The following is a 21,864-nucleotide window of genomic DNA, read 5'->3' as shown; positions in this document are numbered from 1 at the left end:
GCCGCGTCAGCGCAAGGTGTGAAGCGGTTTTCCCTCGCGACAAACGCGGAACGCGTTTGCGCGGAGATCATGCTCACTTGGTAACCCGCGCTTTGCCGCCGGGCCGGGTTCGGCTACGGTTGCCGTCATGATGGTTCGATCCGGCAATCCGGCCTTGCGGCTCGGGACGGTGATATCAGCAGTGCTGCTGGTCCTGCTCGGTGCCGCCGGGACCGGATGGCCGCAATCCGCTCCGCCGGTGCTTGGCCTGCAGGAGCAGGGGCCGCAGGCCGCGCCTCAGCCGTCGACGCCCGCTCCATCGGCGCCGCCGGCGGCAGCGGAAAATCCCGGGCTGATCAATGAAATGGGCAAGCTGTTCGACAAGCTACCCTCGATCCTGCCGCCGATCAAAAGCCCGAGCGAGACCATGAACGATCTGTCGCGGCTGGCGAAGCCTTCGACCATGGTGTCGGGCCGGGTGGCCTGTCCGGCCTCGTCCAACGGCGCGCCAGATTGCAAGCAGGCCGCCGACCAGCTCTGCCAGAGCAAGGGTTACAAGGACGGCAAGAGCCTGAATGCCGACTCCGCGGAAAAATGCTCGGCCAAGGTCCTGATTCCCGGCAGGGCTCGCAAGCCGGACGACTGCCGCACCGACACTTTCGTGACCAGCGCGCTGTGCCAGAACTAGAGGACGTCGCGCGAGCAACAAGGAGCGCCCATGAGCCGTACGGAGCAGGACTTCCTCGGACAGCGTGAGATCGCCGACGACATTTATTACGGCGTCCAGACCATCCGGGGTAAGGAGAACTTCCACATCACCGGCATTCCGATGAACCAGGAGCCTTACTTCGTGAAGGCGCTCGGTTACGTCAAGAAGGCCGCCGCCATGGCCAATCGGGATCTCGGCGCGATCGAGGCCAGGGTCGCGGACGCGATCATCCTCGGCTGCGACCGCGTGATCGCCGGCGACATGATGGACCAGTTCGTCACCGACTTCATCCAGGGCGGCGCCGGCACCTCCACCAACATGAACGCCAACGAGGTGATCGCGAACCTCGCGCTGGAATCGCTCGGCTTCGGCAAGGGCGACTATCAGCACGTCAGCCCCAACGATCACGTCAATTACGGCCAGTCGACCAACGACACCTATCCGACCGCCTTTCGCCTCGCGCTGATCCTGCGGCTCGAGAGCTACATGACCGCGCTGCGTCAGCTCCAGGAAGCGTTCTTCGCCAAGGGTCGCGAGTTCGATCGTGTCCTGAAGATGGGCCGCACGCATCTGCAGGATGCCGTGCCGATGTCGCTCGGGGCCGAATTCCGGGGCTGGGGCACCACGATCGGCGAGGAGGTCGACCGCATCTCGGAAGCGCGTGCGCTGCTGCGCGAGATCAATCTCGGCGCCACCGCGATCGGAACCTCCGTCACGGCTGCGGTCGGCTATCCCAAGCTCGCGGTCCGGCACCTCAGCGCGCTGACCGGCGTCGACTTCATTCTCGCCGGCGACCTCGTCGAGGCGACCTCCGACACCGGCGCCTATGTGCAGCTCTCGGGCGTGTTGAAGCGCACCGCGAGCAAGCTGACCAAGATCTGCAACGACATCCGTCTGCTCGCCTCCGGCCCGCGTGCCGGCTTCAACGAGATCAACCTGCCGCAGCTGCAGCCGGGCTCCTCGATCATGCCGGGCAAGGTCAATCCCGTGATCCCCGAGGTCGTCAACCAGACCAGCTTCCTCGTCATCGGCCTCGACACCACGGTGACGCTGGCCGCCAGCGCCGGCCAGCTCCAGCTCAACGTGATGGAGCCGGTGATCTCGTTCGCGCTGTTCTTCTCGATCCGCACCATGGAGCGCGCGGTCAACAGCCTGCGCGAGAATTGCGTCGTCGGCATCACCGCCAACGAGGAGCACACCCGCAACATGGTGCTCAACTCGCTCGGCATCGTCACCGTGCTGAAGCCGCTGCTCGGCTACAAGCAATGCGCCGAGATCGCGCGCGAGGGCTACAAGAGCGGCAAGTCGCTGCACCAGATCGTGGTGGCCGAACGCAAGCTGCTGACGCAAGAGAAGTGGGACGAGATGTTCTCGTTCGAGCGGCTGATCAATCCGGATCTGCTGGGGTAGGCGGTCGCTGTCATTCCGTGGCGCGCGTAGCGCGAGCCCGAACCATCTCGCTACGCGCATTGATGCCCGATGAATTCCGGGTTCGACGCTGACGCGTCGCCCTGGAATGACGAGGAAAGAATTCCGCATCTTGGAATAGTGTCGCGGGTGCCGCCTACGGCGCCAAAACGCAATACTTGACAGTGGAAAGATTGCCTTGTTGGTATGGCGGTCAACCTTCCATTGACCTGCCAACAGAGGATCGTCCCGCAATGTCCATGCCTGCCTTGTTCAAAGGACGCCTGTCGATCCCCGTGATCGGCTCGCCGCTCTTCATCATCTCGGTGCCCGATCTCGTGATCGCGCAGTGCAAGGCAGGTGTGGTCGGCTCGTTTCCGTCACTGAACGCGCGGCCGCCGGAGCTGCTCGACGAATGGCTGGCGCGCATCACCGAGGAGCTCGCGGCCTATGACCGCGCGCATCCCGACAAGCCCTCGGCGCCGTTCGCGGTCAACCAGATCGTGCACAAGTCGAACAACCGTCTCGACCACGACATGCAGCTCTGCGCCAAGTACAAGGTGCCGATGATCATCTCCTCGCTCGGCGCACGCGAGGAGCTGAACCAGGCCGTGCACAGCTGGGGCGGCATCGTCTTCCACGACGTGATCAACCAGAAATTCGCCCACAAGGCGATCGAGAAGGGCGCCGATGGCCTGATCCTGGTCGCGGCCGGTGCCGGCGGCCATGCCGGCACCATTTCGCCGCTGGCCTTCGTCGCCGAGACGCGAAAATGGTTCGACGGCCCGACCGCGCTGTCGGGTGCGATCGGCAACGGCAAGGCGATCCGCGCCGCACGCATCTTAGGGGCCGACTTCGCCTATATCGGCTCGGCCTTCATCGCGACCAAGGAAGCCAATGCGGTGGAGAAGTACAAGGAGATGATCGCGGGCTCGACCGCCGACGACATCGTCTATTCTAACCTCTTCACCGGCGTGCACGGCAATTATCTGAAGCCCTCGATCCTTGCCGCCGGCATGGATCCGGAAAACCTGCCGACCTCCGATCCCTCTAAGATGAATTTCGGCACCGACGCTTCCGGCGAGCGCGCCAAGCCGAAGGCCTGGAAGGAGATCTGGGGCTCGGGCCAGGGCATCGGCAGCGTAGAGAAGGTTATGCCTGCCGCCGAGTTGATCGCGCGCTTCAAGAAGGAATACGACGAGGCGATCGATCCGCCGTTGTAGTTTCTCGTGTCCCGGACGCGGTGCAGTGCGTAGCATTGCTCCGCAGAGCCGGGACCCATCGCCGCAAGGCACGGACCCCGGATCAGCAGCTCACCGCTACGCGCTGCGCAGCGTCCGGGGAACGTCAACCAAGACTGATTAAAACATGCCCCCCATCTACCGTGTCGACGGCGACAGCGTCGTCACCAGTCCGGATGCCGCCGGTCCCTGGGATCGGCGCATGCAGCACGGCTCGGCGCCGGCCTCGCTGGTGACATGGGCGGCCGAACGCATTCCGACGCCTGCTCCGATGGATATCGCGCGCGTCACCATCGATCTGATGCGGCCCGTTCCGGTCGCGCCGCTGACGATCGTGACTGACGTCTTGCGTGAGGGCCGCAAGATCCAGCTCTGCGAAATCAAGCTGCTCGCCGACGGTTTGCAGGTCGTCGGCGCCACCGTGCTCAAGATCAGGCGCCAGGCGCTGTCGTTGCCCGCCGACGTCAAGGCGGTGCCGGTGACGCTGCCCATGCCGGAGGACTCGCTGGTCGAGGACGGTCACGCCGCCACCAGCCCGTTCGTGCGTTCGGTCTCGATGCGCGCCGCGCGTGGCCGCTTCGGCCAGGCCGGCGCCGGCGCGATCTGGTTTCGCGTCGATCATCCGCTCATCGAGGGCGAAGCGATCTCGCAGGCCATGCGCGCCGTGGTCGCCGCCGATTTTTCCAACGGCACCGCCTCGACGCTCGATTTTCGCGCCTGGACCTACATCAACGCCGACCTCACCGTGAATTTCTCGCGCCAGCCCATTGGCGATTGGATCCTGCTCGACGGCGACTCCTGGATCGGACCCGACGGCGCGGGGCTCGCAATGTCGCGGCTGGCGGACCGGCAAGGCTATTTCGGCCGCGCGGTGCAGAGCCTGGTGATCGAGAAGCGGTGAGCGTGACGGCCTTTGCTGCTGTCGCTCTGTGAGCCGATTGAACGGCAGGCTTCCGCCGCCGCGGAAGGGATGCTTGGTCGTGTGCGACGAGGCATCCTGCCAGTTCACATTCCGTAGAAGATCTTGATCTCCCACAGCACCACGACGATAGCCGTGATCAAGGTGACCGCGGCGACTGCACTTTCCAGGGAAGCGACTCTCATTGCTTACTCCGCTTCCCAGCCCCGTCAGCGGTCTAGGTGATTCCCCGATTCGCCTGCAATCGGGCGGCCATTGCCGGCGCATACTCCGTTGCTCGTTGTGGTGCCGGGGCCACAATCATACCGTAAAATCCCGGGGTTTTACCCCACCATCCGGTCCCGCCCGCTCCAGAACCCCGCACGCAATACCTTCTTGTCGACCTTGCCGACACCGGTCATCGGCAGCTGCTTCACGAACTGGATCTGCTTGGGCGCATGCGCCGAGCCTTTTCGCGTCTTCACGAGGTTGATCAGCTCGTCCGGATCAGGCCTTGCGCCCTCGCGCGGCACGACGATGGCGGTGACGGCCTCGCCCCATTTCTCGTCGGGAATGCCGACGACCGCGACCATGGCGACATCGGCGTGCTGCGACAGCACGTCCTCGACCTCGCGCGGAAAGATGTTGAAGCCCCCGGAGACGATCATGTCCTTCTTGCGGTCGAGGATGAACATGTAGCCGCGCTCGTCCTTGCGCGCGATGTCGCCGGTGTGGACCCAGCCGTTCTTCAGCGTCTCGGCGGTGATGTCGGGCCGCTTCCAGTATTCCGCCATCACGTGCGGGGCGCGCACGCAGATCTCGCCGGCCTCGCCGGTCTTCACCTCCTGGTCGTTGTCGTCGAGGATCTTGACCTCGCAGGCTGCGATCGGGAAGCCGCAGGACAGGAACAGCTCGGGTGCCTTAAGATCGTGGTCGGCTTTGCGCAGCACCGAGACCGGGTAGCATTCGGTCTGGCCATAGAGCTGCGAGAACACCGGCCCGATCCGCTCGATGCCCTCGACCAGCCGGCTCGGCGACATCGCTGACGCCCCGTAGAGCACCAGCTCGAGCGAGGACAGGTCAGTCTTATCAAGCGAGGGATGATCGAGCAGCACGTAGATCATGGTCGGCACGAACAGCGTGAAGTTGATGCGCTCGCGCGCGATCGTGGTCAGCACCGCCTCGGGATCGAATCCCTTCAGCATGTGCACGGTGCCGCCGCGCATCAAGGTCGGCAGCACTTTCGTGCCCGCGACATGGCTGATCGGGGCGACCGTGAGGTAGCGGGCGGCGTCGGGGATCTCGAAATCGGCGAGGATCGCAGCGGCGGCTCCGGCGTTCTCGCGGTGATAGCGCAGCGCGCCCTTGGATTTGCCGGTGGTGCCGCCGGTGTAGTTCAGCGTGGAGAGATCGTCGAGACCGGCGAGGCACCGCGCGCTGGCGTGTCCCGCGCTCTCGATCGCCGCCAGCAGATCGACACCGTAACCGGCCGGCCCCGTGGTGAAGACCGCCTTCAGCCGGGTTGCCCTCGCGGAGAGCTCGCCGCCGCGGTCGCGGAAGGCGGCCGCGTCGACCACCAGCATCACGGCCTCGGAATCCTCGAGTTGGAACAGCTGGTCCTCCAGCGATCCCAGCGGATGCAGCCAGGTGATGCAGAGCCGCGACAATTGCGCAGCGACACCGGCGCACCAGCTGTCGGCGCGGTTCGCGGTGAGGAAGGCGACGCGCGCGCCGGCCTGCAGGCCAAGCCGCATGAACACGCCCTGGATGCGTCCGATCAGGTCGAGAGTGCCCTGATAGCTCAGCGATCCCTCGGGCCATGCGAACGCGGTGCGGCCGGGATAGCGCGACAACGCCCGTAGCGTCTGCGCACAAGTCGGGGACGATGCGTGGAGCGGATCGGACATATGTTTCCTCGTTGCTTTGTCACCGGCTTCTGGCGTGCCAATGTTGCCGATGACGCTAGCACAGAGACTGCGGGAGGAAACGACAAAGCCCGCACCGGGAGGCAAGCGTGACGAGGAGATTTGCGTGCCATCAGATCGACTGCAACGCTTCGGCGATCGTCTCGCTCTGCCGCTGATCGCAGCGCCGATGTTCCTGGTGTCGGGCGTCGAGCTCATGGTCGCGGCCTGCCGCCATGGGGTGATCGGCAGCTTCCCCACCGCGAATTGCCGCAGCACGGAGCAGCTCGATGAATGGCTCACCGCGATCGCGACGCGCCTGCGCCGGCACGAAGACCAATCCGGCCGCAAGGCTGCGCCGCTCTGCCCGAACCTGATCGTGCATCGCTCCAATGCGCGGCTCGCGCAGGATCTCGCCGTGCTGCTGCGGCACAAGCCGGAGATCGTCATCACCTCGGTCGGCTCGCCCGCGCCTGTGCTGAAGCCGCTGCATGACGCCGGCGTGCTGGTGCTGGCGGACGTCGCCTCGATCCGCCACGCCGAACGGGCGGCGGAAGCAGGTGCCGATGGGCTCGTGCTGCTCACGGCGGGCGCGGGCGGGCAGACCGGCTGGCTCAATCCGTTCGCCTTCGTCCGCGCGGTGCGCGCATTCTACGATGGCATCATCGTGCTCGCCGGCGGCATCAGCGACGGCCAAGCGCTGCATGCGGCCGAAGTGCTCGGCTGCGATCTCGCCTATATGGGCACGAAGTTCATCGCGACGCGCGAGAGCATGGCGGACGAACGCTACAAGCGCATGCTGGTCGAGAGCTGCGCCGACGACATTCTGCTCACCACTGCGTTCACGGGGTTGCAGACCAGCATGCTGAGGCCGTCGATCGTGGCCGCCGGCCTCGATCCCGACGATCTCCCGGCACGCGGCGCGATCGATATCGCTGAGGATATCGACGTTGCCGCGCGCGAGAGCCGGCCAAAGCGCTGGCGCGACATCTGGAGCGGCGGGCACTCGACCTCGGGGGTGACGGACGTGCCGGCGGTTGACGAGCTGGTTGCGCGGACGCTCGCCGAATATCGTGCGGCGGGCGGGCCGTAGGCGCAGCCCGTCGAGCCGGGCCACGACGGTGTGGATCACGGTTAATCCCGGGCTCCTCCGCTCCCCTTATTTAACGGCAGATTAACCAACGCCGGCCAAGAATCCCCCTCACGGCCCGCCAATCAGGGCCGAGAGGGACAGGCGATGGACTTCGATTTTCTCAACAGCAAGACAGCGGCTTCGCTGGACGAAATCCGCGTCCGCGTCGCTCATGCCCTGGCGCGCCACCCGCTGTGCCGCAACGTCCGGTTCGACATCGTCAGCGTCCCCCGCACCCGCCGGGGCGGCAACTGGACGGTGACGCTGCAATCGGTCGAGCCGCGCGCGGTGTGGGAGGCCTCGGAGATCGTCGCCGACATCCAGGACGCCTACGACCTTTCGGCAGCTGCCTGATTTCCTTGAGTTTTCCGGGCGATGTCGCCGCAGTCCGCGCGATTGCCGCCGCGATGGCACGGTTAAGCCTTAATTATCGCCCAGTTGTCGGGCAGTGATCACGTGGACTTGAAGTTGGGCGCGGAGAGACGTTTGTCCAAAGCCATCACCATCGTTGTGCTGACCTGTTTCCTCGTCCTGGGTGCCGCCACCACCGCCATTCTTGGCCGGGACAGCGTGCCCAGCGTCAGCGAAGAGATGATCGCGCAGACGCCTCCAGCCAAGCCGCTCGCCACCAACCGCGCCGCCAAGGCCGACCGTCTGGTTCCGACCCTGGCCCTGGCTTCGGCCGCGATCGAGCCGGTCCAGGTGCCGGCCGACAGGCTTTCGCGGGCACCCGTGCTGGCCGAGCCGCTGCGCCAGGCCTTTGCCGCCGCCACACCATCCGATTTCCCGATGCCCAAGGCGTCGTTGAGTGCGTCCGAAGCGCCCGCCGCGGCTGAAGTTCCCGCCGTCGAAGTTCCGGCCAAGCCGAAGGTTGTCGCCAAGCCGCAGCCGCAGAAACACTATACCCTGCTATCCGACGCACAGATCTCTGGCATCCGGGACCGGCTGAAGCTGTCTTCGTCGCAGGAATATTACTGGCCTTCGGTCGAGACCGCGCTGCGCAACGTCGTCCGCAAGATCTCGGCCAACAAACTCTCCAATCCGAACGCGCCACCCAGCGCGCAGATCGATCCGAATTGCGACGAGGTCCAGCAGTTGAAGTCGGCCGCCATGCCGCTGCTGTTCCAGTTGCGTGACGATCAGAAGGAAGAAGTGCGCAAGCTCGCCCGCCTCATCGGGCTCGAAAAAGTCGCGCAGCAGATCTGACACGCGGGGTTCCTCCGGGAACCGCTCCTGCATCAGGAACATCTGGCAATCAACGTGCGTTGCTCGCCCCAAAGAGGGAGTGGATCAATGCGCGCCTCGACAGCTTATTTCGTCGGTGCCGGAACTATTATCGCGGCCATTGCCATCGGTCTTGGCGGGGGCATCGTTGCCGGCAACATCATGAACCCGGTCGCGTCCAAACAGGGCCCGGACACCAGCAAGATGGCGCAGCGCGCGGAGTCCGCGGGCGCGCCGGCACAGACGAGCGCGCCGTCGGAACGCGTCAATTATCTCACCGGCTCGCAAGCCTTCGGCGCAATGATTGCCGCGCCGGCGCAAGCCGAAGCGAAGCCGGAAGCTGTAAAGCCCGACACGCAGACCACTCAGGCGAATGCCGGACCGCCGGCGCCGCCGCCTTCGCCAGCGGCCGCGGTCGAGCCACCCAGGGAACAGTCCAAGGAACAGTCGAAGCCAGCAATCGCATCGCCTCCGCAGGCCGTAAAGCCGGCTGAGCAGCAAGCCTCGACCGAGCCGGCCTCTTCACCCGAGAACGCCTATGCCAAGGCGAGGGACTCCGACGCCAAGCGCGCTGCGTCCGAGCGGCGCCGGATGGAGCGCCGCGAGCGCTGGACCGAGCGCCGCCACTACGATTCCCGCGAGCAGCGCGGCTTGCGCGATCGCACCGATTGGGACGACGTCGCGCGCAACATCCGCGAAGATTCCGATGTGCGTGATTACGCCAGCCGGCCGCGCGGCGGCTTCCCGCAGATCAGGCTGTTCGGGCCCGACGACGACTAGCGCCTAAATTAGCTCGCGATCGCGCCTGCGATGGGAGAAGGCGGGACGCGGTCACTTCATTCCCGCGCGCCGCAATCCTTCCAGATAGTGCGCACGGTCCTCGTCCCGCAGCATCGGTAGCTCGCGCGTGATCCAGGCGAGCGAGACTTCGGGCTGGGCGCGGCGCAGGCCTTCCAGGGCGGACGCTGCCAGCGCCGGATCTCCTGACATCCCGGCGGCGGCCGTCAGCACGCGGTGCGCGCCGACGAAATCGCCGCGCTGCCGCATCGATTCCCGCGCCATCTGCACGGCTCCGTCATAGTCACGGCCGACGAACCTGGCATAGGCCGCAACCCCGCAATAGACCGCCGCGAGCGGATCGCGCGGGCTCAGCCGCAGCGCGCGACGTGCGGCGGCATCGCCGTCCTGCCATCGTCCGGCGTAGCACAGCGTCACGCCGTAAAAGGCGTGCGCCATCGCGAAGTTCGGGTTGAGCGTCAGCGCCAGCTCGAACTCCGCCAGCGCGTCGTCGAAGCGGCGGCGGAACAGATAGGTGTAGGCAAGGCCATGATGGGCCCAGGCATCCTCGCGATCGGCCTCCACCGCCGCGAGCGCCGCGCGTTCTGCGATCGGCACTGTCGCGGCCATGTCGGCCCAGCCCATATGCGCGCCGAAGATATGGCTGGTCGCGAGCAGTCCCAGCGCCTTGCCATAGGCGGGATCGATTGCGACGGCCTTTTCGAGCAGCCCTTGCGCGGCGGCATTGTCCTCGCGCGTGCTGCGCCAGTGATGCGACAGCGCGCGCATCACGAGGTCCCAGGCATCCAGGCTGCCCGGCGGCTTCTGCTGGGCGCGAAAACTTTCGGCAGCGTAGAGCTGCGGCTCGATTGCGGCGACGATCGCCTCGGTGATCTCGTCCTGCACGGCGAAGATGTCGGCGAGCTCGCGGTCGTAGCGCTCGGCCCAGAGATGACTGCCGGTCGAGACGTCGTTGAGCTGGGCCGAGATGCGCAGGCGCTCGCCGCTCCGCCGCACGCTGCCTTCGACCACGTAGCGAACCCCGAGCTCCCGCGCGACCTCGCGGATGTGCACGGCGCGGCCCTTGTAGACGAAGGAGGAGTTGCGCGCGATGACGAAGAACCAGCGCAGCTTCGACAGCGCGGTGATGATGTCCTCGCTGATGCCGTCGGAGAAATAATCCTGCTCGGCCGCGCCGCTCATGTTGGTGAAGGGCAGCACGGCGATCGCCGGCCGCTCGGGAAGCGTGAGTGCGGCGCGCTGCACCCGCGCGGCGTAGCCGGGCTCCGGCGCGATTGCGCCACCCATCGTGCTACCTTTGGCCTCGACATGGCCGACGAAGCGAAAGCCCTTGCGGGCGATGGTGCGGATCAGCGCCTGGCTCGCGCCACTGTCGCCGACGGCCTTGCGCGCCGCGTTGATCCGGCTGGTCAAGGTGGATTCGGAGACGCTTCGCCCGTGCCAGATCTTGTCGATCAGCTCGTCCTTGCTAACCACCCGATCGCGGTTCTGCATCAGGTGGACGACGAGATCGAAAACCTGCGGCTCTACGGCAACGGGAACCTGCTCGCGGCTCAGCTCGCGCCGGTCGGTATCGAGAAGGTGATCCCGGAACAGAAACTGCACGTCGAAACTCAGGCCTCATTACGAATTGGGGCTAGCAAAAAAACAAAATGAAATTTGGGTCGAAAACTGTGAGTCTGCCGAAGGGGCCGCTTGGTTCATCGCGATCGCGTGATGGCAGCCATCCCGTGCGATTGGGGTAGACGCTGTGTGGGCGACATGTTGACCGGATGTTCCGTCCGAAATCGACCCGTCATCCTGAGGGGCGAGCCGCGCGGCGCAAGGCGCCGCGTGGGGAGCTTCGAGGGTGGGACGGCCACGATGCAGCCGGGCCGTCCATCCTTCGAGGCCTCCGCTTCGCTCCGGCACTTCGGGATGACGGGCGATCGTGCGATGTGCGTCGTATGTCGTCGTGCGGGACGAATGTGCGACGAGCCGCGAATGTCCTTTGCCGGACCGCGTGCCCTGCGTAAGCTGTCGCCCACACAAACACCAACCACGAAGAAATGCCCATGCCCGCCTTTGCTGCCTCCACCACCGTGCTCGATTCCATGCTGTTCCGCGACGCCTTCGGTACGCCCGAGATGCGGGAGGTGTTCTCCGACGTCGCGCTGGTGGCACGCTATGCCGAGGTCGAGGTGGCGCTGGCGAAGGCTGAGGCGAGGTGCGGCGTGATCCCGCAGCAGGCCGCCGATCAGATCTCGGCGCGGACCGACGTCGCCGCGCTCGACTTCGATCTGCTCAGGCAGGAGACCGACATCGTCGGTTATCCAATCCTCCCTTTGGTGCATCAGATGGTGAAGCAGTGCGGCGAGGCCGGCCGCTACGTGCATTGGGGCGCGACCACGCAGGACATCATGGACACCGCCGTGGTGTTGCAACTGCGCGCCGCGTTCGAGATCGTCGAGCACGACATCGCCGAACTTCGCCGTATCCTCGCCGACCTCTCGAAGCGTTACCGGGACACACCGATGGCGGGCCGTACCCATCTCCAGCAGGCGCTGCCAGTGACCTTCGGCTACAAGACCGCGATCTGGCTCGCCATGTTCGACCGCCACGCCGAGCGGCTGACGCAATTGAAGCCGCGCGTGCTGGTCGGCCAGTTCGCCGGCGCCGCAGGTACGCTGGCCTCGCTCGGCGACAAGGGTTTTGAGGTGCAGGAGGCGCTCTGCGCGGAGCTGAAGCTCGGCATTCCCGCCTCGACCTGGCACGTCGCTCGCGACGGCTTTGCAGAAGCCGTGAACTTCCTTGCGCTCGTCACCGGCTCGCTCGGCAAGATCGCACTCGACATCATGATCATGGCCTCGACCGAGTTCGCCGAAGTCTACGAGCCCTTCGTGAAGGGACGCGGCGCCTCCTCGACCATGCCGCAGAAGCGCAACCCGATCTCGTCGGAGCTGATGCTGGCGGCGTCCAAGGCGGTGCGCCAGCATGCCGGCCTGATGCTCGACGCCATGGTGCAGGATTTCGAACGCGCCACGGGCCCCTGGCACGCCGAGTGGATGGCGATTCCGGAGAGCTTCGTGCTGACCGCCGGCGCGCTGCACCAGGCGAAGTTCGCACTCGCAGGCCTCATCGTGGATGAGGCGAAGATGAACGACAATCTTGCGGTCAGCCGCGGCCTGATCGTGGCCGAGGCGGTCATGATGGGGCTCGCGCCACAACTCGGCCGGCAGGAGGCCCATGACGTGGTCTATGATGCCTGCCGTCAGGCCAACGAGAAGGGAATGAGCCTGGCCGACGCGCTGTCCGTGGACTCCCGGATATCGAGCCGCATCGATCGCGCCACAATCGAGGCGCTCACCTCACCGAAAAATTACCTCGGCCTCGCGCCCGCCATGGTTGACCGGGTGCTGAAATCGGCAACGCGTTGAAAACCAAAATGCGTGAAACTGCGTATCTTCTCCATGTCGCAATGTGCTCGCGCACTTGCGTCCCGCGATGCTAGACTTAGATTGAACGACAGACTTTCGGCAGAGGGCCCCGCATGACTGATCACCGCAATTCCGCCACTCCCATCGATCCCGTGAAGCTCGACCGGCTGGCCGAGGTGGCGGTGAAGGTGGGCCTGGGCTTGCGGCCGGGACAGGATCTGCTTCTGACGGCGCCCGCGATCGCGCTGCCGCTGGTGCGGCGGATCGCCGTTCATGCCTACAAGGCCGGCGCCGGCATCGTGACACCGATCCTGTCGGACGAGGAGATGACGCTGGCGCGCTACCGCCACGGCCACGACAGCAGTTTCGATCGTGCCGCCGGCTGGCTCTACGAAGGCATGGCCAAGGCGTTCTCCGACAACACCGCGCGGCTCGCCATCGTCGGCGACAATCCGATGCTGTTGTCGGGTGAGGATCCTTCCAAGGTGGCGCGCGCCAGCAAGGCGAATTCGATGGCCTATCAGCCTGCGCTGGAAAAGATCGTCAATTTCGACACCAACTGGAACATCATCGCCTATCCGAGCCTGTCCTGGGCCAGGCAGGTGTTTCCTGATGATCCCGAGGACGTCGCGGTCGGCAAGCTCGCGGATGCGATTTTCGCGGCGTCCCGCGTCGATCGCGAGGACGCGATGGGCAATTGGGCGAGCCACAATGCGGTGTTGCGTGAGCGTACCAACTGGCTCAACGGCCAGCGTTTCCGCGCGCTCCAGTACAACGGACCGGGGGTCGACCTCACCATTGGCCTTGCCGATGGCCACGAATGGGAGGGCGGCGCCTCGCTCTCCAAGAATGGCATCAGCTGCAACGCCAACATCCCGACCGAAGAGGTCTTCACCACGCCGCATTGCCGCCGCGTCTACGGCCATGTCGTGAGCTCGAAGCCGCTGTCCTATCAGGGCACGCTGATCGACAACATCGCGGTGCGCTTCGAGGACGGCAAGATCGTCGATGCAAAGGCCTCGCGCGGCGCGGAGGTGCTGAACAAGGTGCTCGACACCGACGAGGGCGCCCGGCGCCTCGGCGAAGTGGCGCTGGTGCCGCATTCCTCGCCGATCTCGCAGAGCGGGCTGTTGTTCTACAACACGCTGTTCGACGAGAACGCAGCGTCCCACATCGCGCTCGGCCAGTGCTATTCGAAGTGCTTCATCAACGGCGCGCAGCTCACCCCGCAGCAGATCGCCGCGCAAGGCGGCAACCAGAGCCTGATCCATATTGATTGGATGATCGGCTCGGCCGAGACTGATATCGACGGCATCCTGCCCGATGGCAGCAAGGTACCGGTATTCCGCAAGGGCGAGTGGGCGAAGTAGGGCGTCTTGCGGCCATCCTTCGAGACGCCCGCCGCTGGCGGGCTCCTCAGGATGAGGTCTTGGTCTGTTGCGACATCTTAGACCCTCATGGTGAGGAGCGCCGTTTACGGCGCGTCTCGAACCATGCAGGCCGAGCATGTTCCGTAATTCAACTCACGCCGCCGCGTTGCGCAGCATCGGATTGTTGTCGATGCTGAAGCGGTTGAACAATGTCGTGAACGGGCTGCCGTCGGTGGCTCGTACGATGGCGTCGGAAGCGGCGATCGCCTCGTAGAGCGCGCCGACGGGATCGTCCGCGTCGTCCAGGTCGAGGCTCTTGAGGATCTCCTCGCGAGCCTCGTTGATCTCGTCCTCGTCGTCGAGCGTCGCCTCCAGCGCCTCCGCCGCACGCCGCATCTCCGCGAGGTCGCCGCCGCCGGAAAATTTGAGGATGTCGAGCCAATAGGGACGGCGACGACGAGCTGGACGAACGCTTCGAACGTATCGGCGATAATCCCGGCGCGGCCCTCCGATGAGACGTAAAGCACATTCTGCGGCGGCAGCAGCACGAAGGCGCCCCCGAAGCCGTCACTGCCAATCTGCTGGGGGTTTTCGATGCCGTCGATGGTGAACCAGGGCTCCTCGTCCGGCGCGAAGGAGACATCGAGGCTGACCAGCCAGGCGACGGCCTCACGATTGGCTGTCAGAACCTCGGGCGTGAGGGGCATCGGCGTGGCTCCATTTTGTGCTTCCGCGCACTTTGTCGCACCCCGGAAAAGATCGGTTCATGTGCTCGAATTTGCAGGGAAATCGCCGCGTTAACCGCTTCGCGCCTGCAACTTCCGGCTGATTGTCGGGGCCTGCGTAAGAAAGAATTAAAAACCGATGACTAGCGTTCCCGGCATCTTTCGAAGCAATCCGGGCCGAGATCCGGCAATATTTTATTATACCCGCTGGGGAAGAAGATGTCGCGCGCATTGATTGAAATCGGTAGTTGCAATGTCGAGCTTGAGCTGCGGCCGATCGAGCCGTCCTGGATCATCGAGGGCAATCCCGTGTCGCGCTCGCACATCCTGTCCACCAGTGCCGACGGCACCGCATCGACCATCATCTGGCAGTGCACCGAAGGCCGCTTCAACTGGTACTACGATATCGACGAGACGATCATGATCATGGAAGGATCAATCGTGCTCGAAAGCGACGGCATGCCGCCCAAGCGCTACGGCCCCGGCGACGTGATCTTCTTCCGCGACGGCGCGCATGCCAAATGGCATGTCGAAGGCCACGTCAAGAAGATCGCCTTCTGCCGCAAGACCAATCCCGTGATGATCGGCTTCCTGATCCGCGTCGTCAACAAGCTGAAGAAGATCTTCGCCTCCACCGGAGAGCGCCGTCCGGCCTCCCTGATGGGTGCCGGCTAGAGCATGATCCGGAAAAGTGTGCAGCGGTTTTCCGAAAAGATCATGCTCAAACAATAATCTCAATTCAAGAACGCTTCCCAGCGGCCACGACGGAAGAGGGGGCGGGATCATCCCGGCCCCTCTTCTCGTCATGACGGCAGCTCGAGCCGGTAGACGTCGGTGGCGGTCTGCGAGAACAGCGCGGTCTTCTCGGCCTCGCTCAGGGGTGAGGCGATGCGCTTGAAGGCGTTGAAGATCACCTGGTAGCTGCACTGGCCCTTGTCCGGCGGGAAGTTGCTCTCGAACATCGCGCGCTTGGGTCCGAACGCCTCGATGCAGGTCTCGACGTAAGGGCGCCAGGCCGCGGCGAGCTCCTCGGATGACGGCGGCCTCTCGCGCAAATGGAAGTCGTAGCCGAGCAGGCACATGGCGAGGCCGCCGAGCTTGACCACCACGTTTTCGCATGTCGCGATCTCGCGGATCGAGGCGCGCCATTGTGCAAACACCTCTTCACGCCGTCCTGCAAAGCGGCCGACGCCAGCTGGGCCGCCGCAATGGTCGAGCACGATCCTGGTGTCGGGGAAGGCGCGCGCCAATTCGGTCAGCTCGCCGATCTGCGGATGGAACAGCCATGCATCGAAGCTGAGGTTCAGTGGCGCCAGGCAGGCAAAGCCTTGGCGGAAAGCTGGATCCTGCAACAGGCCCTTCGGCCGGTTCGCATACATGCCGGCGACGACCGGGTCCTCGTCCCAGGCCGAGGAATGGCGGATGCCGCGGAAGCGGCCATTGCCGGCCGCGATCTCGGCTTCCAGCACCGGCCTTGCGGCGTCGCCGAGCAGCAGATTGGCGTGGCTGACGATGCCGGCGCAGATCGCCGCCTTGCCGTAAGCGCCGCTCGCGCTCATCGCGGCGACGCCGTTGGCGAACTCGACCTCGCCGACGGGCCGGAACGCTTCCGGCCCGTGCGCGCGATACATCGAGCGGCAATCGACATAGACGGTCGCGATGACGTTGTGGCCGGAGGCGATGTCGGCCGCCATTTCCTCGATCAGATAGCGGTGGCCGCGATTCCAGAGATGGTGATGGGGATCGACGATCGGCCGCAAGGGATCAATGATCGGCTCCTGATGCAGCGCGAGCCAGTCCTCGCGCGGCTCGACGAACAGCCCGCTCGTATTGCCGGGCACACTGCTTGCAGCCATCGGTGTCCGCTCCCTGTCGTCTTTTGAGGGAGGAGCCTAACATCTCACACGCACGCACAGCAGCGCGCATTGCTCAGAGCACCACAGCAGCGGCGGAGCACGTGCGCTCCCTCTCCCGCTTGCGGGGGAGGGCTGGGGTGGGGGTGTCTCCGCAATGGGACACTCCCGATGTGGAGAGAGCCCCCACCCGGCGCTACGCGCCGCCCTCCCCCGCAGGCGGGAGAGGTTGCAGCGAGCCTGGGGCCCACGGCTTCAACCAACAGCCATCAGATCTCTAGCCCTTCCGCCGCTTCGCCTTCACATCGACCACAAGCCGCCAATCGCTTGCATCGGCCGGCTTGGTCTCGCCGAGCCAGTGGAAGGAATCGCCGGTGATTTCCGTAAAGCTCCAGCGGGTCAGTTCGCCGGCCTCCGTCGTGCCTTCCTGCACGATGTCGGCGCCGCGCGGCCGGCCGATCTGCTGGCGGAAGACGCTGCGTCCAGGATCGAACCAGGAAATCCGCCACGCATCGATGGTCGAATCGTAGAGGCGCAGCGTCGTGCCGTACCAATTGCCCGCAATCGGAAAGGCCGGGCTGCCCGCGGGGCGCGGGATGATCCAGACGTCCTGGACCGCGCGTCCCTCCAGCACCCAGCCAAAATGGATCTCGCCGCGCGCGGTGTGTTTGGTTCCATCGAGGCCGTGGGCCGTGATCTCGGCGTCCCAATCGCCGACAAAGCGGCCGTAGAGCTGCAGCGCCGCGGCGTGCTCGGAATTCGGTCCATCGGCGTGCAATAGTCGCGCAAAGTCGTTCATGTCGATCTCCTGTTGCGCGGAGATCAGCACCGAAGACGGCAGAAGGCTTGGAGAAAATTGCGCCTCAGACCCCGTCGAGGATGATCACCGTCGGCATCGACGGCAGCGCGTCCCGCGACATCCGGAAGGACCGCCCGGAGCGCCGGTCGATCTCGAACTGCTGGCCGATCCGGCGCATGAAATCGTCGAGCGGGGTGGCAAAGCGATGCATCGGTAGCACGACGGAGGCGCGCAGGCGCTTGGTGATGTCAGAAATCCCTTCGAGCGACATGGTGTAGGTGCCGTCGATCGGCACCATCACGATATCGAGCCGTCCGATCTGGGCGAAATGGCTGTCGTCGAGCTTGTGATGGAGGTGGCCGAGATGGCCGATGCAGAGGCCGGCGACTTCGAAGATGAAGATCGAATTGCCGTCGCGGATCATGTCGGTGCCGGCGTCGTCGCCGAAATAGCGGCGGATGTCGGTCGTGACATTGCGGATGAAGGCGTCACTGATGTGTTCTGAAACGATCGCCGGCTTTCCGTCCTCGCCCCAACCATGCAGCACGTGAGGAATGCGCTTATCGGGAAACAGAGAGTAGTGGGTGCTGTGGGCCCGGTTCATGGTCACGACGTCGGGCAGCCGCCCGACCTGGTAGGCGCCGCTATAATCGGTCGCGATGCGCAAGCCGCCGGGCGTGTCGATGAAATAGGTGGAGTGGCCGACATAGGTGATCTCGACCTCGCCTGTGCCGGCCGCCGGCCGGAATGCGACCGGCAGAGCGCGCGGGGCCGCGTTCGCCATCGCCAGGCACTCGCTGCGCTGTGGCTGCTGGGCAAGGGCAGGGGTCAGGAATGCGCCGAACAGCGCCAGGGCCGTCGAAACAAGTCGCCGCATAAGTCCGTCCCCGATGATGTCAGGGAAAGTCTAGCGTGCATTGCGGCGCGGGGCCAATGGGCTGCGATCAACAGCGCGTCAGTGTCGCACCTCTCACTCCGGCTATCAGTCCCGCCTTCAGTCCCGCCTTGGGCTGAACTTCCAGGTGATCGCAACCAGGCTCGCGGTGATCAGGCCGCTGATGAGGCCGGCGATGGGGAGTGCAAGCAGCAGTGCCGCGGTTGCGGCCCAGCCGATCGAGGAAAACGCTTCGGCGAAGGTCGCAAGCCGCGACGAGGTCTGGCGGCGCCGGAATTGGCTGCGCCGGGCCTGCACCCGAAACCAGAGCTGGATCGCGGTCGCGGAGGCCGCGCTGAGGATGATCGCGCCGGCACTCACTGCAGCCTGGATCGGTGCGGCGAAGGCCAGCGCGCCGATCAGCGGGCAGAAGATCACGGCGATCGCGATCAGCACCACCTCGATCTTGGCGCGGACGACGGCGGATGGCGTCAGCGGCGCAGTCGCGACCAGGTCGGGGGCGTCCTCGCCGGAGATCGTCAGCCAGGCCAGCCCGCCGGCAAGCTGTCCGGCCGCCATCACGATCACAGGCGTGATCAGCGTCAGCGCCGCGGAGCTGTCGGCAAAACTGCGCCAGAGCAGCAGCGCCGGCGGCACCAGATAGAGCAGCTGCATCAGGGTCTGCGAGATCAGCCAGGGATCGCGCCAGAGCAGCGAGAATTCCTTGCGCCGCAGCGCCTGCTGCCGCGACCCGCCGCGGAACGGACGCTCCTTCGCGCGCTCGCTGCCGGAGCTGCCGTAAGCCGCGGCATCGATCGCCGTGTCGGCAAAGCGGTGCGAGAAGATCGCCATGACGCTTCCGAGCAGCACCAAAGCGAGCGCCAGGAGCGGCAGCAGCGCTTCGCTGTCGCCCATCGCCGCCCGTGCCGGCCACCACCAGATGCTGTCGACATCGGGGGCATGGGCGGCCACGCTGCCTGAGGTCAGGATGGTGAAGCGCGACAGCGTGCCGTAGGACACGATCGCGGCGACCTGGAGCGCGATCACGAAGCCGGCGCCGATGATCGCGGCGAGGATCTGGGCAATCAGGCGCGTCCGCGCTGGGCCGATCAGGCGAAACAACAGGATGGTGACGGCGATCGCGACCGCCGCGGCCGACAGGCCCATGGCGACGACCACCCCGAATGCGCTGAGCCAGCGCGCGCCGCCGCCGATCACGAGCACATCGATGAACGGCGTCGAGAACAGCAGCGCGATCGCGGTGACGGTCAGCGCGATCGCGGCGATGCGGACCGAGAACAGATTGGCGAGCGTCGCCGGCGAGGACATGATCAGGTCGAGATCGGCGCGGGCGTAGAACACCCGCGTCACCGATTCGATCGCCTGCGACAGCATCAAGGTCCAGGCGAGAAAGATCGTCGCCGAGATCACGATCAGCGAGGATTTGTCGAGCGGCAGCTGCAGATCGGCGAAACGGCCGATCACCGCCCAGGCCGGCAGATGCAGCAGCGCGGCGAAGCAGAGTAGGCCGATGATTGCGGCGCGCGCCCGCTTGCGTCGTCCGCCGGTCATCATGGCGAACCATTCGCGCCAGGCGAGCCGGAGCTCGTGGCGTGCGAACCAGGAGAGCGCGGTTGCCGAGCTCATGCGGCTTCCGGAAGCGTCACCAGCGCGATGAAAAGATCCTCCAGGCTGGTATCGGCATGGCCGTTCTGCTGGCGCAGCTCGGTCAGCGTGCCTTCGGCCACCAGGCGACCCGAGGCGATCACGCCGATGCGGTCGGCCATGCGCTCGGCGACTTCGAGAATATGCGTGGTCATGATGACGGTGCAGCCGGCGCGGACACGCTCGCTGAGCAGGCCCTTCACGTGGCGCGCGGAGACGGCATCAAGCCCCGTCAGCGGCTCGTCGAGAATGATGAGGCTGGGATCATGCACCAGTGCGCCGGCGAGCGCGACCTTCTGGCGCATGCCCTTGGAAAAGCCTTCGCAGCGCTCGTGCCGGTGCGGCGCCAGGCCGAGCGAGGCGAGCAGGTCCTGCGCGACCGGCTCCGAGACCGATGGCGCGATGCCCCAGAGGCCGGCGACGAATTCGAGATATTCGAGCGGGGTCAGCTTGTCGTAGATCATGGGCTCGTCGGAGACCCACGCCATCACCTGCTTGGCGGCGACGGGATTTTCGAGCGCATCGATGCCGAAGATCGAGACCGCGCCGGCATCGGGACGGAGCAGGCCCGCAACCATGCGCAAGGTGGTGGTCTTGCCGGCGCCGTTGGGGCCGACCAGCGCATAGAATTCGCCGGCGTGGATGGTGAGATCGAGGCTGTCGACCGCCAGACGGTCAAAACGCTTCGTTAACCCCAGGACTTCCAGCGCCGACTTGTCCCGCTTCATGACGGCCACACTATCCGGTTTTGCATCGCTCGCGACCATGATCCCAAGATATTTCGGCACCGTGAATCTACGGCCCACAAATTCCGCCATCCGGTTTCGACTAATGGCAAGTCACCGTTTGTTGACAGTAAGGAGCGGTTCAGGCTGAATTGGTTCCGGACAAATGGCGCTAACGCAGCGAAACGACTGCGTAGCGACTGGACACAAGATGCGGCAAGGCGGTCGGGAAGAACCGCCGGTTGCATCGGGAGGACGCGCGTCAATGCTGGATTTCGTTCAGCAGCTGGTCAGCGGTGTTGCGCTCGGCTGCGTCTACGGCCTGATCGCGCTCGGGTTCGTGCTCGTCTACAAGGCCACCGAGGTCGTCAATTTCGCCCAGGGCGATCTGATGATGCTCGGCGGCTTCTTCGCCTTCACCTTCATCGGCATGATGGGCCTGAACTACTGGATCGGCTTTGCCGGTGCGGTGGCCGCGATGGCGCTGTTCGGCATGCTGGCAGAGCGCGTGGTGGTGCGGCCGATCCTCGGCTATCCGCAATTCTCCATCATCATGGCCACCATCGGCCTTGGCTATTTCCTGCGCTCGGTCGCCGGCATGATCTGGGGCACCGATGATCTGAAGATCGAGACCCCGTTCAGCCAGGGCGTGCTCCGCATCGGCTCGCTGGTGCTCGCTTACGACAAGCTGTCGGTGATCGCGGCGACGATGATCCTGTGCACGCTGCTCTATCTCTTCTTCAACAAGACCACGCTCGGCACCGCGATGCGCGCCAGTTCCGAGAACATGCTCGCGGCCTACTACATGGGCATCCCGGTCAAGCGCGTGGTGTCGATCGTCTGGGCGATCAGCGCGGCGGTCGCGACCTGCGCCGGCGTGCTGCTCGCGCCGATCACCTTCATCCATTCCAATGTCGGCCTCGTGCTTGGCCTGAAGGCATTTCCCGCCGCGGTCCTCGGCGGCTTCGGCTCGATCCCGGGCGCCGTGGTCGGCGGCGTCCTGATCGGCGTGATCGAGAGCATGGCCGGCTTCTATCTGCCCGAAGGCTGGAAGGACGTCGCGCCGTACCTCGTGCTGCTCGCCGTGCTGCTGTTGAAGCCCGAAGGCCTGTTCGGCCACCACGTCCGCAAGAAGGTCTGAACGC

Annotated in this window: 20 protein-coding genes; 12 read left to right on the top strand and 8 right to left on the bottom strand. The window is 65.3% G+C overall.

What is annotated here, in order from left to right; translation table 11 throughout:
• The first annotated feature begins 127 nt into the window (after positions 1–127).
• From XI03_RS26395 to XI03_RS26380, 4 genes are all read left to right on the top strand, one after another.
• A complete protein-coding gene (locus XI03_RS26395) occupies positions 128–667 on the top strand; it encodes a hypothetical protein (RefSeq protein ID WP_271593719.1) in 540 nt (179 codons plus the stop codon).
• Between the two features lie 30 nt (positions 668–697).
• Entirely contained in the window at positions 698–2,098 is a 1,401-nt protein-coding gene (locus tag XI03_RS26390) for an aspartate ammonia-lyase (protein WP_028140688.1), read from the top strand.
• Positions 2,099–2,349: 251 nt separating this feature from the next.
• On the top strand, positions 2,350–3,318 hold the full coding sequence (locus tag XI03_RS26385; RefSeq protein ID WP_271593718.1) for an NAD(P)H-dependent flavin oxidoreductase: 969 nt from the start codon (positions 2,350–2,352) through the stop codon (positions 3,316–3,318).
• Positions 3,319–3,463: 145 nt separating this feature from the next.
• Positions 3,464–4,237 carry a thioesterase family protein gene (locus XI03_RS26380; RefSeq protein ID WP_271593717.1) on the top strand — a complete coding sequence of 258 codons (774 nt, stop codon included), beginning with the start codon at positions 3,464–3,466 and terminating at the stop codon, positions 4,235–4,237.
• Between the two features lie 341 nt (positions 4,238–4,578).
• On the opposite strand, the gene XI03_RS26375 is transcribed toward XI03_RS26380, so the two are convergent.
• Positions 4,579–6,141: an AMP-binding protein gene (locus XI03_RS26375; protein ID WP_212428825.1), complete on the bottom strand. Its 1,563-nt coding sequence runs from the start codon at positions 6,139–6,141 to the stop codon at positions 4,579–4,581.
• 124 nt (positions 6,142–6,265) lie between these two features.
• Between XI03_RS26375 and XI03_RS26370 the strand changes: the two genes are divergently transcribed.
• The 4 genes from XI03_RS26370 to XI03_RS26355 all read left to right on the top strand — a co-directional run bounded on the left by XI03_RS26370 (position 6,266) and on the right by XI03_RS26355 (position 9,274).
• Positions 6,266–7,231 (top strand): NAD(P)H-dependent flavin oxidoreductase, encoded by a 966-nt coding sequence (locus tag XI03_RS26370; RefSeq protein WP_038973138.1) that lies wholly within the window; start codon positions 6,266–6,268, stop codon positions 7,229–7,231.
• Between the two features lie 144 nt (positions 7,232–7,375).
• Positions 7,376–7,624, top strand: coding sequence for a hypothetical protein (locus XI03_RS26365; RefSeq protein ID WP_028140683.1), 249 nt, complete (start codon positions 7,376–7,378; stop codon positions 7,622–7,624).
• Between the two features lie 132 nt (positions 7,625–7,756).
• Positions 7,757–8,476, top strand: coding sequence for a hypothetical protein (locus tag XI03_RS26360; RefSeq protein WP_038973137.1), 720 nt, complete (start codon positions 7,757–7,759; stop codon positions 8,474–8,476).
• 87 nt (positions 8,477–8,563) lie between these two features.
• Positions 8,564–9,274, top strand: coding sequence for a hypothetical protein (locus XI03_RS26355; protein WP_271593716.1), 711 nt, complete (start codon positions 8,564–8,566; stop codon positions 9,272–9,274).
• A 51-nt stretch (positions 9,275–9,325) separates the two neighbouring features.
• Here the strand turns inward: XI03_RS26355 and XI03_RS26350 are convergent, their stop codons facing one another.
• Positions 9,326–10,897, bottom strand: coding sequence for a winged helix-turn-helix domain-containing tetratricopeptide repeat protein (locus XI03_RS26350; RefSeq protein ID WP_271593715.1), 1,572 nt, complete (start codon positions 10,895–10,897; stop codon positions 9,326–9,328).
• A 449-nt stretch (positions 10,898–11,346) separates the two neighbouring features.
• On the opposite strand from XI03_RS26350, the gene pcaB reads away from it, so the two are divergent.
• Together pcaB and XI03_RS26340 are read left to right on the top strand one after the other, a co-directional pair.
• Positions 11,347–12,708, top strand: a complete 1,362-nt coding sequence (gene pcaB / locus XI03_RS26345) for a 3-carboxy-cis,cis-muconate cycloisomerase (RefSeq protein ID WP_271593714.1) — start codon at positions 11,347–11,349, stop codon at positions 12,706–12,708.
• 113 nt (positions 12,709–12,821) lie between these two features.
• Positions 12,822–14,078, top strand: a complete 1,257-nt coding sequence (locus XI03_RS26340) for an aminopeptidase (protein WP_028140680.1) — start codon at positions 12,822–12,824, stop codon at positions 14,076–14,078.
• A gap of 153 nt (positions 14,079–14,231) precedes the next feature.
• Here the strand turns inward: XI03_RS26340 and XI03_RS26335 are convergent, their stop codons facing one another.
• Positions 14,232–14,474, bottom strand: a complete 243-nt coding sequence (locus XI03_RS26335) for a hypothetical protein (RefSeq protein WP_271593713.1) — start codon at positions 14,472–14,474, stop codon at positions 14,232–14,234.
• A gap of 548 nt (positions 14,475–15,022) precedes the next feature.
• On the opposite strand from XI03_RS26335, the gene XI03_RS26330 reads away from it, so the two are divergent.
• Positions 15,023–15,478 (top strand): cupin domain-containing protein, encoded by a 456-nt coding sequence (locus tag XI03_RS26330; RefSeq protein WP_028140678.1) that lies wholly within the window; start codon positions 15,023–15,025, stop codon positions 15,476–15,478.
• 128 nt (positions 15,479–15,606) lie between these two features.
• Here the strand turns inward: XI03_RS26330 and XI03_RS26325 are convergent, their stop codons facing one another.
• The 5 genes from XI03_RS26325 to XI03_RS26305 form a co-directional block, all read right to left on the bottom strand.
• On the bottom strand, positions 15,607–16,659 hold the full coding sequence (locus tag XI03_RS26325) for an amidohydrolase family protein (protein ID WP_271593712.1): 1,053 nt from the start codon (positions 16,657–16,659) through the stop codon (positions 15,607–15,609).
• Between the two features lie 274 nt (positions 16,660–16,933).
• Entirely contained in the window at positions 16,934–17,455 is a 522-nt protein-coding gene (locus XI03_RS26320; protein WP_028140677.1) for a hypothetical protein, read from the bottom strand.
• Positions 17,456–17,519: 64 nt separating this feature from the next.
• A complete protein-coding gene (locus tag XI03_RS26315) occupies positions 17,520–18,332 on the bottom strand; it encodes an MBL fold metallo-hydrolase (RefSeq protein WP_038948843.1) in 813 nt (270 codons plus the stop codon).
• A gap of 117 nt (positions 18,333–18,449) precedes the next feature.
• Complete coding sequence (locus XI03_RS26310; protein WP_271593711.1) at positions 18,450–19,976, bottom strand: permease; 1,527 nt, start codon at positions 19,974–19,976, stop codon at positions 18,450–18,452.
• Positions 19,973–20,722 carry an ABC transporter ATP-binding protein gene (locus XI03_RS26305; RefSeq protein ID WP_038948841.1) on the bottom strand — a complete coding sequence of 250 codons (750 nt, stop codon included), beginning with the start codon at positions 20,720–20,722 and terminating at the stop codon, positions 19,973–19,975. The genes XI03_RS26310 and XI03_RS26305 overlap by 4 nt, the downstream gene beginning before the upstream one ends.
• Before the next feature lie 262 nt (positions 20,723–20,984).
• On the opposite strand from XI03_RS26305, the gene XI03_RS26300 reads away from it, so the two are divergent.
• Positions 20,985–21,860 (top strand): branched-chain amino acid ABC transporter permease, encoded by an 876-nt coding sequence (locus XI03_RS26300; protein WP_018321344.1) that lies wholly within the window; start codon positions 20,985–20,987, stop codon positions 21,858–21,860.
• Positions 21,861–21,864: the final 4 nt, after the last annotated feature.

Origin of the sequence: Bradyrhizobium sp. CCBAU 65884 (genome assembly GCF_028128835.1) — a bacterium.
GTDB classification, from domain to species: Bacteria; Pseudomonadota; Alphaproteobacteria; order Rhizobiales; family Xanthobacteraceae; genus Bradyrhizobium; species Bradyrhizobium ottawaense.
This window is presented reverse-complemented; position numbering and strand designations above follow the sequence as displayed.